At 36.9% G+C, this 14,491-nt stretch carries 9 protein-coding genes; 1 reads left to right on the top strand and 8 read right to left on the bottom strand.

What is annotated here, in order from left to right; genetic code table 11:
- The first annotated feature begins 1 nt into the window (after position 1).
- Entirely contained in the window at positions 2-1,222 is a 1,221-nt protein-coding gene (locus tag WDY75_RS02710) for a tyrosine-type recombinase/integrase (RefSeq protein ID WP_063477946.1), read from the top strand.
- Positions 1,223-1,378: 156 nt separating this feature from the next.
- Here the strand turns inward: WDY75_RS02710 and WDY75_RS02705 are convergent, their stop codons facing one another.
- The 8 genes from WDY75_RS02705 to WDY75_RS02670 form a co-directional block, all read right to left on the bottom strand.
- Positions 1,379-2,311, bottom strand: a complete 933-nt coding sequence (locus WDY75_RS02705; RefSeq protein ID WP_231887950.1) for a glycosyltransferase family 2 protein — start codon at positions 2,309-2,311, stop codon at positions 1,379-1,381.
- A 122-nt stretch (positions 2,312-2,433) separates the two neighbouring features.
- Positions 2,434-3,318: a dTDP-4-dehydrorhamnose reductase gene (gene rfbD / locus WDY75_RS02700; protein WP_063477947.1), complete on the bottom strand. Its 885-nt coding sequence runs from the start codon at positions 3,316-3,318 to the stop codon at positions 2,434-2,436.
- Positions 3,315-4,337, bottom strand: a complete 1,023-nt coding sequence (gene rfbB, locus WDY75_RS02695; protein WP_063477948.1) for a dTDP-glucose 4,6-dehydratase — start codon at positions 4,335-4,337, stop codon at positions 3,315-3,317. Before rfbB ends, rfbD begins: the two co-directional genes overlap by 4 nt.
- A 12-nt stretch (positions 4,338-4,349) precedes the next feature.
- Positions 4,350-4,898, bottom strand: a complete 549-nt coding sequence (rfbC, locus tag WDY75_RS02690) for a dTDP-4-dehydrorhamnose 3,5-epimerase (RefSeq protein ID WP_063477949.1) — start codon at positions 4,896-4,898, stop codon at positions 4,350-4,352.
- 12 nt (positions 4,899-4,910) lie between these two features.
- Positions 4,911-5,654 (bottom strand): sugar phosphate nucleotidyltransferase, encoded by a 744-nt coding sequence (locus tag WDY75_RS02685; RefSeq protein ID WP_063477950.1) that lies wholly within the window; start codon positions 5,652-5,654, stop codon positions 4,911-4,913.
- Between the two features lie 19 nt (positions 5,655-5,673).
- Entirely contained in the window at positions 5,674-7,014 is a 1,341-nt protein-coding gene (locus WDY75_RS02680; protein WP_063477951.1) for a UDP-glucose dehydrogenase family protein, read from the bottom strand.
- Between the two features lie 23 nt (positions 7,015-7,037).
- Positions 7,038-10,037, bottom strand: a complete 3,000-nt coding sequence (locus WDY75_RS02675) for a glycosyltransferase (RefSeq protein WP_063477952.1) — start codon at positions 10,035-10,037, stop codon at positions 7,038-7,040.
- A 4-nt stretch (positions 10,038-10,041) separates the two neighbouring features.
- Complete coding sequence (locus WDY75_RS02670) at positions 10,042-14,475, bottom strand: glycosyltransferase (RefSeq protein ID WP_063477953.1); 4,434 nt, start codon at positions 14,473-14,475, stop codon at positions 10,042-10,044.
- Positions 14,476-14,491 lie beyond the last annotated feature (16 nt).

Below are 14,491 nucleotides of genomic sequence, written 5' to 3'. Positions count from 1 at the left end.
CGTGGCGAGTTATACTAAAATCCCAGCAAAAAATAAACAAGGTTATAAATGGATCTGCACACTAGAAGGGCCACCTGATCCACTGACGGGAAAACGAAGACAAATCCCGCGCCGAGGCGATACAAAAAAAGAAGCATACGATCGAGCAAAAGCAGTGGTTGATGCTTTAAATAAACATGGAATCGATCATAGGAAAGTAAAAAAGCAGACCTTCGAGATAGTTTCTAAAGATTGGTTGAAGACATATTCAAAACGAAGAGTGAAAAAAAAGACTATCAAGCTTCGTGAGGAAACACTTCAGGTTCTTTATCGCTATATTGCGAGTAAACAAATCGACAAGATTAATCATAGAGATCATCAGGACATATTAAATGACCTCGATGATCAGGGATACTCAAGAAGCCGGTTGCTTAGCGTAAACAGTGTCGCTAACATGGTATACAAATATGCAGTCAAAGAGAAATTGAGGCGGGACAATCCGTGTTATGGAGCAGAGATCCCAACAAAGGCACTCACGGTAGAAGAGATCGAAAACGATCCTATCGAAGAGAAATACTTCAAGAGGCAAGAACTTAGTGAATATCTTACAGCTACAGTCCGGTTAAAAAATATTCAAAAGACAGCCATTTTTTATTTGCTTACCTTTTCTGGAATGAGATCAGGTGAATTATGCTCGTTAAAATGGCCAAACATCAATTTTGATGAGAAAAATATCAGAATTACAAAAACCATCTACTGTGAGAATAATAACATTGCAAATTACGAGCTGACACCACCAAAAAACGAGGGATCGATTAGAACTGTTGATATTGACCCCTCCGTTATGAATTTATTAAAACTTCATCAGAGGAAGCAACAAAAATTCAATATGACCTATCGTAATTTTAATAAAGACTTCCACGATGAAAAATTTGTGTTCAGCAGGGATAATGGGTACCCCTTTCTTCCCATTGATGTCTACCGTTACATGAAGCAAATTCTTAAGAAGACCAAAATAACCAAAGAAGCATCACCTCATATCTTCCGCCATACGCATATAAGTTTACTGGCCGAGGCAGAAGTTGACTTAAGAACTATAATGCAACGAGTCGGACATACTGATGCGAAAACCACTCTAAGAATTTATACGCACGTGACTGAAAAGATGAACGAAAATGCCAATAAGAAAATCAATACTCATTATTCGGACATACTGGGAATTCCGATTTTGCAAGAAACGTGATTTTTTTTGTGATTTTTCGAATAAAACAAAACCCAAAAACGCCCGTTATCGTTATGATACTGGCGTTTTTGTTTGTACTTGTAATCTATCGACATTATAGCATAGTTCGTGGGGAAAGAAGGAATATCAATAATATAGTGTCTCATCCTATCTATCTCATATAAAACCGATCAATATAAAGAACTTAAATAACAGGCTCTCTGCTTTGGATTGTCTGTACAACTTGCTCTTACGTGCATAATGCAACCTGTCTATAAAACTTGTACGAGATGCAAGGAATAACTCCAACTGCTCTTTTTTTAGGCCAGTTAAACGTGATCCATAGATTCTATCAAACTCACTCGCTTGTTTATGCAGCAAATCTTTGCCTGTATGTCTCTTAAAGCTCGCCCATTTGCTCTTTAGCTTATCCGCGATTGAGTTGCTACCTCCCACCACATTGTTACTGTGCTGACGGTATAACATCGATGGCGTGTTGTCGTAAATTACGGTTCCAAATGCGGATACAAGCAAGTAAAACCACCAGTCGTGCATAAGAACTTTTTTACTGTCCACAGATTTACTATTCATAAAAAGGTTCCTTGCTGACCGATTCATGGTTAACGTCGCGCCAATAGCGATGTTCTCATATAACGCATTAAAGAAGGATGGCTCCCGTGCCGGAGGCTTGGGCCATGTACCTTTTTGATTTAATTCGTTATCCGTTAGGTAGGTCGATGTAAATACCATCGCGGGTATTTCTGTATGTACGGAGGAATTTAAGCGAGTTATAGCTCCCTCCACCTTATGATCAAGCCACACGTCATCCTGGTCGCAAAAACAGTAGTAATCAGCTTCAGCGTCTGCAGCACGCAGCAGTTCAAAGAAACTGGAGACAACGCCGACATTCGTTCCTTTGATGAGTTTTATGTTATCCGGATGTATCCTCATCAATTGTTCGAGAACGTCTACTGTTAGATCCGTGGATCCATCGTCTCGTATCAAAATCGAAATGGAGGGGTGTGTCTGATTGAGAATGCTCTGGATTTGTTCGGAAATATACTGTTCGCCATTGTAGGCGGATAACAATACTTGCACTTTATTCATCATGAAAGAACCTCCGGAAAACATTGGCTTCATACTATCGTCATACATTAGATCTATGAGTGAATTAAAAGATAGACCAATAAAAGACCTGATCCATACAGATCAGGTCTTTTACATCGCTGTATTTACTTTAAGTATAGTTCAGGGTGCTGCTTCATATCCACCATAAACTGCTTCAGTCCTTCGCGCCAATGCGGTAGATCCTCTAATTGGTTTAGGCGGATAGCCAGGTGATCCATTGTTGAATTAGCCGGACGCGGAGCGGGCCGTGGAAACTCTGCTGTCGTGCAGGGCTGCAGTTCAGCCATGATCTCTAGTCCCAATTGTTCTCGTGCTTCTTCAAAAATAGCCTGAGTGAATTCATACCATGTACAAGAGCCTCTGTTGGAGGCATGATATAAGCCGTATTTTTCGGTGGAGATGAGGTTTAACAAAAATTGTGCCAGATCTACCGTGTAGGTGGGAGAACCCTTTTGGTCATTAACCACCTTCAGCTGAGGTTTTTCCTGACCTAGCCGGAGCATCGTTTTCACAAAGTTATTCCCGTGTAACCCAAATACCCAAGATGTCCTTACGATAAACCACTTGGAGCAGAAGTCCCGGAGCATTTGCTCGCCTGCCAGCTTGGATCGACCATAAATCGTTTGCGGGTCGGTGTCGTCGTACTCAACATAAGCCGTCTCACTAGTACCATTAAAAACATAATCCGTGCTGATATAGACTACGGCGGCACCTATCTTTTCGGCGGATACTGCGATATTTCGCGTACCTATCGTATTCACGAGATAAGCACCGTCTGTATCGGTTTCGGCTGCGTCTACAGCCGTATAAGCCGCACAATGGATGATGAAATTCGGATTATGAGATGAAATAACCTGTTCGCATAGCTCCATATTCGTAATATCCAGTTCTGCTCTTCCACAGCCGATAACCTGATGCCCAGCTTCAGCAAGAACATGCGTTACATCCTGGCCCAACTGACCGTTGGCTCCGGTTACGAGTACCTTCATTCAGCTTCACCCAACCGCTTCCCGTACTGCTGGGTCATATAATCCCGGTAAGCTCCGGACTGGATACGTGTCCACCAATCCTTATGGTTCAAATACCACTGAATCGTTTCCTTAATGCCTGTCTCGAAGTTATGCTTGGGCTTCCATCCCAGCTCATTCATGATTTTTGTGGGATCAATGCCATAACGACGGTCATGGCCTGGGCGATCTGCAACATAAGTGATCAAGGATTCCGGCTTGCCGAGCTCTTCCAGAATCGTTTTGACAATATGCAGATTGGTCCGCTCGTTGTTTCCCCCGATATTATAAACCTCACCTATTTTCCCCTGATGAATAACCAGGTCGATCGCACTGCAATGATCCTCGACATACAGCCAATCGCGGATGTTGAGGCCATCGCCATAGACTGGCAAAGATTCATCATTTAGGGCACGAGAAATAATCAGAGGGATCAGTTTCTCTGGGAATTGGTATGGTCCATAATTATTCGAGCAACGGGTGATGTTAATCGGGAGACCAAAGGTCTCATGATAAGCTCTTACAAGCAGATCCCCGCCTGCTTTGCTGGCTGAGTAAGGGCTGTTAGGAGCAAGTGGTGTGGTTTCAGAGAATAATCCCGTATCCCCGAGAGAACCGTATACTTCGTCAGTGGATACTTGAACAAACTTGGTCACGCCATATTTTTTGGCTGCATCCAGAAGAACCTGTGTGCCCATGACATTGGTGTTTACAAAGATTTCCGGTTCCAGGATGCTGCGATCCACGTGGGATTCTGCTGCGAAATTAACTACGACGTCGATGCCTTGTTGAAAAATGGCGTCTACTGCTGGTTTGTCAGCGATGTCTGCTTGGACGAACGAGTAGTTAGGATGGTGTTGAACGGATTTTAAATTTTCAAGGTTGCCCGCATACGTAAGAGCATCCATGTTAATGATCTGGTAATTCGGATACTGCTGAATCATATATAAAATAAAGTTACTGCCTATAAAACCGGCCCCGCCGGTAACAAGAAGTTTCATCCAAACTGCCCCCTAGTCAAAATTCATCTCTGCGTCTTTCAGCAGCGGGTGCTGCTGGTCTTTATCCGATAGAATCGGATTCGACGTTGGCCAATCGATCCCCAAAGCCGGATCACTCCATAATATGCCGCGGTCATTTTCGGGGGAATAATATTCGTCCACTTTATAGAGAACCTGGGTATTGGGCACAAGCGTACAAAAACCATGGGCAAAGCCCTTAGGAACAAGCAGCTGACGATGGTTGTGTTCGCTTAAAATGACACCAACCCACTGACCAAAGGTAGGAGAGCTTTTTCTGATGTCTAAGATCACATCGTAGATAGCACCTGTTAAGACACGTATGAGTTTGGTTTGAGCCTTAGGGTTGAGCTGATAATGAAGACCACGCAGGACACCAGCTTCAGCGGATAAAGATTGGTTGTCTTGGATGAAATTATAGGCAATGCCATGTTGCTTAAATAGCGAATCGTTGTAACTCTCCATAAAGAAGCCACGGCTGTCACCGTGGACCGTTGGTTCAATAATAGAAGCCCCGTTTAATGACAACAGAGTAACAATCATTTCAATAACCTCCTAAACTTTGAGTTTGCCAAACTCTTCAGTAAATATTACATTATGCGCCAACTCATTAGCTTTTGCCAACGAAGCATGTGTTCCCGCATCAGTCCACCATCCGTTTAGGACATCGTAAGTGAGCTCACGTCTTGCAATATATGCATTGTTAACATCTGTGATCTCAAGTTCCCCACGTGCAGACGGCTTAAGTGTCTTAACAATATCAAAGACATGATGATCAAACATGTAAATTCCTGTTACAGCATAATTAGATTTGGGGTTAGATGGTTTTTCTTCAATAGAAACAATTTGATCTCCTTGAAGCTCGGGCACACCAAAGCGTTTAGGATCTTTTACTTGTTGAATAAGAATTTTCGCTCCATTTTGCTGCTTTCTAAAATTCTGAACGAACAGCGATAGATCGTCTTCGAAAACATTGTCACCTAAAATAACAACCATCTGATCAATTCCAACAAAGCTCTCAGCAAGATCTAACGCTTGAGCGATTCCACCTGCTTCATCCTGCACCTTATATGTAAAGGTGACCCCCATCTCGCGGCCGCTACCCAAAAGGTTGACGACATCTCCCATATGATCCTTGCCAGTGACAATTAGAATATCGTGTATATCGGCTTGTTTTAACTTGTAAACTGAATGAAATATCATCGGGTACTTACCTACAGGAAGTAGGTGTTTATTAGTGACTTTTGTCAAAGGATACAAACGTGAACCGGTTCCACCAGCTAGGATTATGCCTTTCATTTTATCTCCTTTTTTCGCGTTAAGTTAAGTTAGTAGCAGTCTGCTTAGATGACTCATAATTACCTGATACATTTCTCCCAATGCTCATGAAAATAACTTCATCATCTTGGATAGGTTTAATACAGTTTCTACCATCGATAATTACACGTGACCTCATATTCTGGGAGGTTTTTCTCCAATCCTTTTCTACGATTTCTTTCCATTCAGTAACAAGAAGCGCTGCTTCTGAGTCTATAATTGCTTCCTCAACACTGTTACAGAATGTTACTGTATTGGGAAGGATTGTCTTTGCTTCAGTCATCCCAACCGGGTCATATACTTTAATTCCTATATTACCATCCGTGAGATCAAGTAAATCATTTATGATTTTTAAAGAAGGAGCCTCTCTAAGATCATTAGTATTCGGCTTAAATGTTAAACCTAGTATAGAAACGACTCTTCCTCTCAGATCAGGATAAACGGAGAGTAATTTCCCTATAACTCTTTGGTATTGTTTTCGGTTTACCTCTACGACCTCTTCCATTAGAGAAAAATTATGTCCTACTTTTTGAGCAATGTTAATTAAGCCAAGTGTATCCTTAGGAAAGCACGCACCTCCAAAACCAATCCCAGCACTGAGGAATTTACTCCCTATACGACTGTCACTCCCTATACCCTTTGCAACCTCGGTTACGTCAGCCCCTACTTTCTCAGCAAGATTGGCAATTTCATTTATAAACGATATCTTCATAGCAAGAAATGAATTAGCAGCATATTTAATTAATTCAGCACTATGAATGTCCGTTAATTGTATGTGGATTTGAAATGGCTCATGCAATTCTAGCAATTGTTTTCTTGCTTTTATTGAATCCACGCCAATGACAATTCTCTCGCCATTTAATATATCATTTACTGCGGAGCCTTCCCGTAAAAATTCAGGTACAGAAGCAACATCGAAATTTGTATCTGTGTGACTCTTTATAATATCACGAACTCTAAATGCTGATCCTACCGGCACTGTACTCTTATTAACAATCACCTTATAACTAGAGATTGAATTACCAATGATACGTGCTACATCTTCCACATAAGACATGTCTACGCTGCCATCAGATAATGATGGAGTACCTACTGCTATCATTATAATATCTGATGAATTTATAGCATGACTAAGGTCAGTAGTAAAATATAAATTACCATTTAAACTATTTTTAATGATTAGTTCTTCGAGGCCAGGCTCATATATCGGACAACGATTTTGTTTTAATTGATTAATCTTATTCTCATCAATATCTGCACAAATTACTTTGTGTCCTATTTCTGAGTAACATACTCCAGATGCTAAACCAACATAGCCAGTACCTATCATAGTTATGTTCATATATTTATTACCTCCGGTACTAATTACTTTGGACTCACCAAATATTGCAAAAGAATTTCCTTGAATATTTTTGCGCGTTTAAAAAAGGAATGTTCAGTATGAACAAGTTGCTTCCCTTTAAGTGCAATTTCCTCTCTCTCAGAATCGTGAGCCAAATAATATTCTATCAATGTATTAAGCTCATCCTTACTGTGATAAATGACTACATTTTCTTTAAAAATGCCTAGAATTTCTGGGACATTGTTTGCAATAACTAAAGCCCCACTTGCCATCGCTTCATATATTCTGAGATTTATCGTTCCTATGTTGAACGGAGCAATATCTTCAATAACTATTTTGCTGCGCTGGTATATTCTAGGCAGGCTTGAATATGGTACTGTTCCTCGATGAAAGTCTGACCAAGGATGTACTTTTTGCCCGGTCTCCAATTTTCCATAAAAATGAAATTTCGATCTCTTATCCACAATAAGATTTTTAACTATTTCTCTTTCAACATGAAATATATTTCCAACAAAACAAACATCTATATCTCTAACTATATCCTTATGTTCTACTTTAAATAGATTGGTGTTTGCAGCTAGAGGAACAATACCCCATAATTGTGATTCTCCAACATCAATTGCTATAAAATTATTAGCGTATTTCGAAGAGGTAATAATTCCATCAAAGTCTCTAAGCCACTCTGCTCTTCTCCATTCTTCAAGAAACCCCCGGATCCATGCTATTATAATTGTGCCATCCGAAATATTCAGTGTTCGAATATCGCAATCATGTAGCATAGTTATTAGAATATCAGTAGAGCGAGGGATATCCTCCCATTCATTACTCGGTCTTCTAGCGAGGTAGCTAATTTTATAATCAAATAATTGATTTAAGGCTTCCCCTAAACCTCGAGCGGAAAAGTAATCGCCTGCTGTTGTTGACATATCGTTTTCAGTTACTAAGAATGTGATATGTAACGGTTCTTCGGACCAATACCTATCTACCGAGTTGAGCTTTTCTTCCCAAATAACCGAAGAAAGCCATTCATTCCAATTGTCATTAAAGTACTCATGGTTATATATTCTTGATTTTTTTATGACTGTCTTTTTTTGTTTAATTTGAGATGAAAACTCTCTATGAAATAAAAGAGATTTTCTAGATACTAAAATATCCTTCCCCTGTTTTTTAACCTTTAGGCAGTAATCCACATCTTCTCTTCCAAATTTATAATTTTCATCAAACCCTCCAAGACTATCGAACAATTTCTTGTCAGTAAGTAAACATGCAGCAGTTACAGCTGGTACGCTTATTATTTCTTTTTTTGAATCTCCGAAAAGAGGACTTTGATACTTTCCAATATTGAAGGGTATAATTCCTGCTTTTGTCCAATTGAACTTGATTCCATCATGTTGAATTGAGCATCCTGGATATATAACTTCTTTAATGTTCACTCTTGACGAATATAATTGATTGTAAATTAATCTTGCTCCAACAACACCAACATTCTTCTCATTTAATATCAAACCTAGCATTTCATCTAACCAACCATATAAAGGGACAGTATCGTTATTTAATAATAACAAGTACTGTCCTAGTGCCTTAGAAGCCCCATAATTGACACTCTGAGAGAAGTTTAAATCTTGACTTGTATTGAAATATTTTATATTTAATTTATTACCCCATTCATCCACGTATCTTTTCGTGAAATCTTTACTTCTATTATCGACAATAATAACCTCAATATTAGAATATAAAGTATTTTTCTTAAGACTAGGTAGTAAGTCTTCTAAATACTCTTTTCCATTTTTAGTAGGTATAATTATGCTAACCAATGGACTAATTGTATCTATCACTAATGGGTTTGCAATATTTTGAGCATACGCTTTTATTTCAGACTCTTGCGAGACATTCAATAACAAATTTATATTAGGGTTCACTAATTTATTCTGAATTCTTTTTTTGATACTAATCACTCTTTTTTTTGCGTTCTTCCCCTGTAAATAAACAGAACGCACAGTTCTGTAAATCCCCCCATAACCAGTGCGTCTTAGAATAAATCTTTTAACTTGATCTTTAATGCTAGCGCGGTCTGTGTTGGGTATTTTATTGTTTAAGATGAATCGATTTTTATTGTTCTCAATTTTGTATTTATTTAACAGATACAATAATTCTTGAACTCTATGAACAACAGTATGTTTTTTTAACACTTCTTCATACAATAATTCAGAATTTAATCTATACTTATTCGCGTTCACCCCTATATCCATTATTAATTCTTTTAGTTGAGCTTTATTCTCATAAACCAGAGCATCCGGAAATAACTTTATTATTTCCGGATGATTATCATTTATGGTGATCGCTTTGCATACAGCTGCATCATAAAAGCGATTATTAATAAATCCATATCTACGCATATCTTCCCAATGATCATTCAACAAAATATTTGCTGAGGAATACAGCTCGTTTAAATTTTCATTTGGCCACCATTTTGAAAGTATATGACGACTCGGCACAAATTTCTTCCATCCATCTCCAATTATTCCCAGATTGATATTACTTTCCATCGCATCCCTAACTATGTCACGAAACACACCGCGGGAATTCCCCACAAACAGTAACTGGTTCTGCAATTTATTATTAAATTTATAGAAAAACACCTTGGTATCAGTAAATTGCAAAAATACTTCTACTGGAACATCAAGCAATTCCCTTAATTTTTCTGCATACATTTCTGAGGAAACCAAAATCAAGTCATATCGCTCATATTCCCCTCTGGTTATATTTTCCGGATGGGAAATGTTCCACATAATATTAAAATGATTTTTCTTAACACTATAGGAGGAAAGTCCACGGAAATGAATCACTACATCGTCTTCATTATCGTCTTGTAAATCCCATTCTGGTAATATTTGAACTTTGCAATTATGCCCTTGTTCTACTAGTTCATCCGCTAAACTCTTAGCCAAATAATAATCTCCCCAACTTTTTAATTGGGAACGGTTTGGAACTCCTATTTTTATACAAAAATTCAAATTATTCATAATATTAATCTCCACAAAGGACATTTGCCCACTGCTGATATTTTTCTTTCAACAAGTAGTTATTTTTCATATCATTTTCAATATTAATTTTAATTTGGTTTCTAAATGATGGATCTTCTATAAATTCTTTCATTGCCTGAAACCATTCGTCATCACTATCACATAATAATCCATTAGCTCTATTAGTGATAATGCTCTTATAAGGGACTCTATCTGAATATATACCCGGTAACCCTAATGCACTATAATCTAGATATTTCAAATAGCTCTTTGCATTATTTATTTTGCTATCTACTAGCGGGGCAACAGCAAATGTAAAAGTATTAACTTCCTTAATCCATTTAATGAAATCTATATAGTTCTCTAACCCTTTTGGTACGATAATCTTCTTATACCATTCTGCGTCCTCCTTACTTCCACCTACTATATAAAATTCAATTTTATACCCATTCTCTCTTCCCCATTTCTTTATTCGTTCAACTGCCGGTCGGATTAGTTCCAGATCACCAGAGTGAGTGTTTGATCCAATGTACACTATATCTACAGATTTTTTAAAATTATTTTCATGATTGTTAATCATATAAGGGTACCATATTCGTTCATCCAATACATTTGGTATTACAGTAATATTTGAACTATATTCAGAGAACCTATCTTTTAGTATTGGTGAAGATACAGTAACATCATCTGCCACCCCTAAAAGAAAGCGAATAGTATCGTTTTTTTCTTTGTAGAGATCATATTCAGGGTGAGATTGGTCAATCGATAAAAAATCATCATCAATTTCAAATATTAAGCGATTACCCTCTTCACTACATATTTCAGACAACTTTTTAGCTGCGTTATAATCAAAACAATCACGTTGTACTATAACAGCATCATAACTCCCCAATTTTTCTGGAAATTCTATAACATTCGTATCTAGCACTTCCAGGTGCAAATACTCCTTAGTTATCGGATGTGTTAACGGAAGAATCAATCGAATGTATCCCGACGGATTATGGAGCCCTCGCATACCTTTTTTTGTAAATAAAGCGACTCGTTTTAAATTCATTCCATAAAGCAATTGACTATATAGGAAACTATAATCTCTAGACATTTCCTCAGCATTACGAATTTGAATTTCCTTTACTACATCTACCATCTTTTTATAACCACTAATGTCCTCTGAAAGTTTTATGATCATATCATACGATTTTTTGGCATCATTAAAATCTAAAAACCAACCCCCGCCAGTATTCAAGATTCTCTCTTCTATTGTACCGATACGAGTCGCTAAGACCGGGATCCCACATATCCATGCTTCACTTAATGTATGACAATAAGTTTCTGGCCATATCGAAAATATCCCTACGAAAGACGGTTTTATTTGTCCAACTATGGAATAAAACTCCTCCCTCTTGTATGCGCCATGATTAATACCGTAAGGAATTAAACTTTCATCAACCTTCCCCATAAAATGAAACTCTATGCAATTAGATCTATCTTGCATCTTTAGCTTTTTAATAAATTCTAGCCCTTTATGATTATCAATATTTCCTGGAAGAAGTATTTTTATCAATTCACCTTTTTTAGGAGTTTCATAATAATCCGGTTTTTCTAAGGAACTTATTTCCTCTTCACGGCCGTGCTCTATCACTGCAAAATGTTTACTGTTTAAGATTGGGTAGATAGTTGTATATACCTCTTTTGAAGTTTTGGAAGTAGTTACAAAAGCAGAGCATTTCTCGATTAACCCTTGTACCTTTTCTCTCCAAACATTAATCCACTGATTCTTTAAATCTGGTAATCCTTCTCGCACCCAATTTGATGGTATTTGACAAACTCCAGTACCACTACTACATCGTCCTGCACAATACTTATTTTCATTATCTAAAAGATGGATAGATGGACAAACAAAATAGAAATCATGAAATGAGAGTACAACTTCGAGGCCTAGTTTGTTTGATAAATATGCAATGTCAAATGTATGGGCTAATAAATGTCTAATATGTACTAAATCTATATTTAACCTTGAAAGTATATTAAAATAAATTTCCTCATAATCATATCGTGTGAAATTCGTTATTTTCCATGGTTCAGGGAGTTTCCATTCCTTTATCGTAGAAAATTCTTTATCTTTATAACAAAATAATCGCAAAACTTTTGTGTTTGATGTTAATACAAAGCACTCAAAACCTTTTTCAATGTAATTCATTAGATCTTTATTTGTGTTAGGTGTTCCGCCTGATCCTTGGTGAAGTACATATAGAATACGCTTTTGATTACCAAGTATATTAATTGATGGAGATTCTACAGCCTTAGTAATATTCTCTCTTATTTTTCTCAATAAGCTCGAATTAATAAATTCATTAACAAGATCGGTGTAATCTGGATGCAACTTATCGAGTATCGCTCTATTATTTTTCATAAGTTCATTCTTTTCATCAGAAAATGAAGCACTTCTTTTGTGGTATATATAGGTACTATCGTCGATAATATTAATCCATCCGGCTTTCAGAGCACGCATACAAAAGTCATTTTCTTCACCATACCCCCTATGAAACTGAATAGAATCCATTCCACCAATATCTTGAATCAACTTACGTTTAATATACATACAAAAACCATTTCCAGTAGGAACTTCTGGATATTCCAACTTTGAACAACACTCTACCAGTTTAGCCATACTATCTACTGTCAAGTGAGTAGGTATTTCGTTAATCACTCCAATAACTGGAACAGAAAATGCCCCAGCTGCATTAGAAAATGGAGTTACTGTTCCGATTTTAGAGTTTGAGTACGCGGCTGTTCTTAATTTTAATAGCCATCTACTCGTTACAATAGTATCGCTATTTAATAATACAACATCATTTTGTGAAGTATTAATGCCTACATTCACACTTTCAACATAACCTTTATTGGATTCATTCTCAATAATGATAAACCTTGTATCATTCGAAAAAGTGCTCAAGTATTCATTAACTCTTGGGTCTGTACTGCAATCATTTACAATTATCAACTCATATGCGATCTTTGTATGTTTTAATACACTCTCTATACAAAGCTTAAAGTCTTCAAAAGCATTAAACACTGGAATAATAATTGAAATTTTATTATTACTGAAGTATCCTTCTAGATTTTCACGAGAATATTTGTCTTTAAAAGATATCACAGATTCATAGGTGTGCTCATTTATACTTCCATGCTCTGTAAATGATTGCACAGAAATATTAGGAGTTGGGTGTGTTGGTTTTGTTTTTTTTTGTATTGCCCTACCAATGATTTTTGTTAGTTTTATTGGTAGTTTAATTAGATTCTTTGGATGCTCAACTGAGCTGATTAATGCATCACCTAATTGATATCTTATTGAAGAGATGTGAGTTGCTGCAGCATGTCTATAATGCTTTTCTCCTTCCTCCAATCTATTTCTTTCTTTCTTCGTTTTTTCTAAAAGTTCACAAGTAGATTGATAGACATTTTCCAGTTCCACTTGGTTCTTTTTCAATAAAGCAAAATCATTTTCAACCTCTTGTAATTTTATTTCCATTTGATTTTTCTCAGTAGTTAATGACACTAGTTTTTCATTCAACTCTTCATTAGTTCCCATGAGTTCAAGTTTATTTTGCTGAAGATTATCAAGTTCATGCGATAACTCACCAATTTCTTTTTTATGCTGCTTATCTTTCTCCTCAGTTTTATCTTTTATTTCATTGATATTCCTCAATTGATTAATTCTATCTGTTTCAAGTCTTGTAGCAATACAATCAAACAAAGTACTACTACGCATAAAATTAATAACTTCTTTTAAAGTACTTGGAATGATTACTCCTATACCATAAAAACCACGTAACTTAAAAAACTCTAACTCAAAGGAAGTTTCATTAAGAAAGTCCTCAATCGCAGTAAGCACACCATTTCGGGGATTGTTTTCATATACAGAATTTAACATGTGTGAATTTATGCCCGTAGGATCCAAAGAAGACTTACCCGGCACTAGCCCTGATTGTTTGTACGGTTGTCTGAATTCAGATGGAATATTTTCCGGATTATAGTACATGTCCCTTCTACCATATGGCCAATCAATATCGTGTACAAACAGAACCGGAAATCTTTTAGAATTTTTCTTAAAAGTATGTTCTATAATTTTCAGTTCATGATAAACAGTGTACCAATTATGATCACCGTCAATTAAGACTGCATCGTAATCTTCAATTAATGGTAGTGCAGAGAGACTTAATTCCTTTATACAAAAAAAATGATCATTATTTTCCTGTTTCATCAGCGCAGTATCATATTTTGGATCAGGGTCAATGGAGTACAATATACCTCCACTAGTTTTAGTAAACTCAATAAGTTTATTAGTATTTAAGCCACTAAAACTACCGATCTCCACAATGTTTTTGGACTCGTTTAACCAAAGTACAGGTTGTATAAGGCACTCCCAATATCTGTTCATAATTCCTCCCACTTCA

The organism is Paenibacillus glucanolyticus (assembly GCF_037333485.1).
In the GTDB taxonomy this organism is placed as follows: Bacteria; Bacillota; Bacilli; order Paenibacillales; family Paenibacillaceae; genus Paenibacillus_AQ; species Paenibacillus_AQ glucanolyticus.
This window is presented reverse-complemented; position numbering and strand designations above follow the sequence as displayed.

Excerpts from the sequence above, each read along its gene's own strand:
- WDY75_RS02705 (WP_231887950.1), bottom strand. The coding sequence starts at position 2,311 with ATGATGAATAAAGTGCAAGTATTGTTATCCGCCTACAATGGCGAACAG.
- WDY75_RS02680 (WP_063477951.1), bottom strand. The coding sequence starts at position 7,014 with ATGAACATAACTATGATAGGTACTGGCTATGTTGGTTTAGCATCTGGA.
- WDY75_RS02675 (WP_063477952.1), bottom strand. The coding sequence starts at position 10,037 with ATGAATAATTTGAATTTTTGTATAAAAATAGGAGTTCCAAACCGTTCC.
- rfbC (WP_063477949.1), bottom strand. The coding sequence starts at position 4,898 with ATGATTGTTACTCTGTTGTCATTAAACGGGGCTTCTATTATTGAACCA.
- WDY75_RS02670 (WP_063477953.1), bottom strand. The coding sequence starts at position 14,475 with ATGAACAGATATTGGGAGTGCCTTATACAACCTGTACTTTGGTTAAAC.
- WDY75_RS02685 (WP_063477950.1), bottom strand. The coding sequence starts at position 5,654 with ATGAAAGGCATAATCCTAGCTGGTGGAACCGGTTCACGTTTGTATCCT.
- rfbB (WP_063477948.1), bottom strand. The coding sequence starts at position 4,337 with ATGAAACTTCTTGTTACCGGCGGGGCCGGTTTTATAGGCAGTAACTTT.
- rfbD (WP_063477947.1), bottom strand. The coding sequence starts at position 3,318 with ATGAAGGTACTCGTAACCGGAGCCAACGGTCAGTTGGGCCAGGATGTA.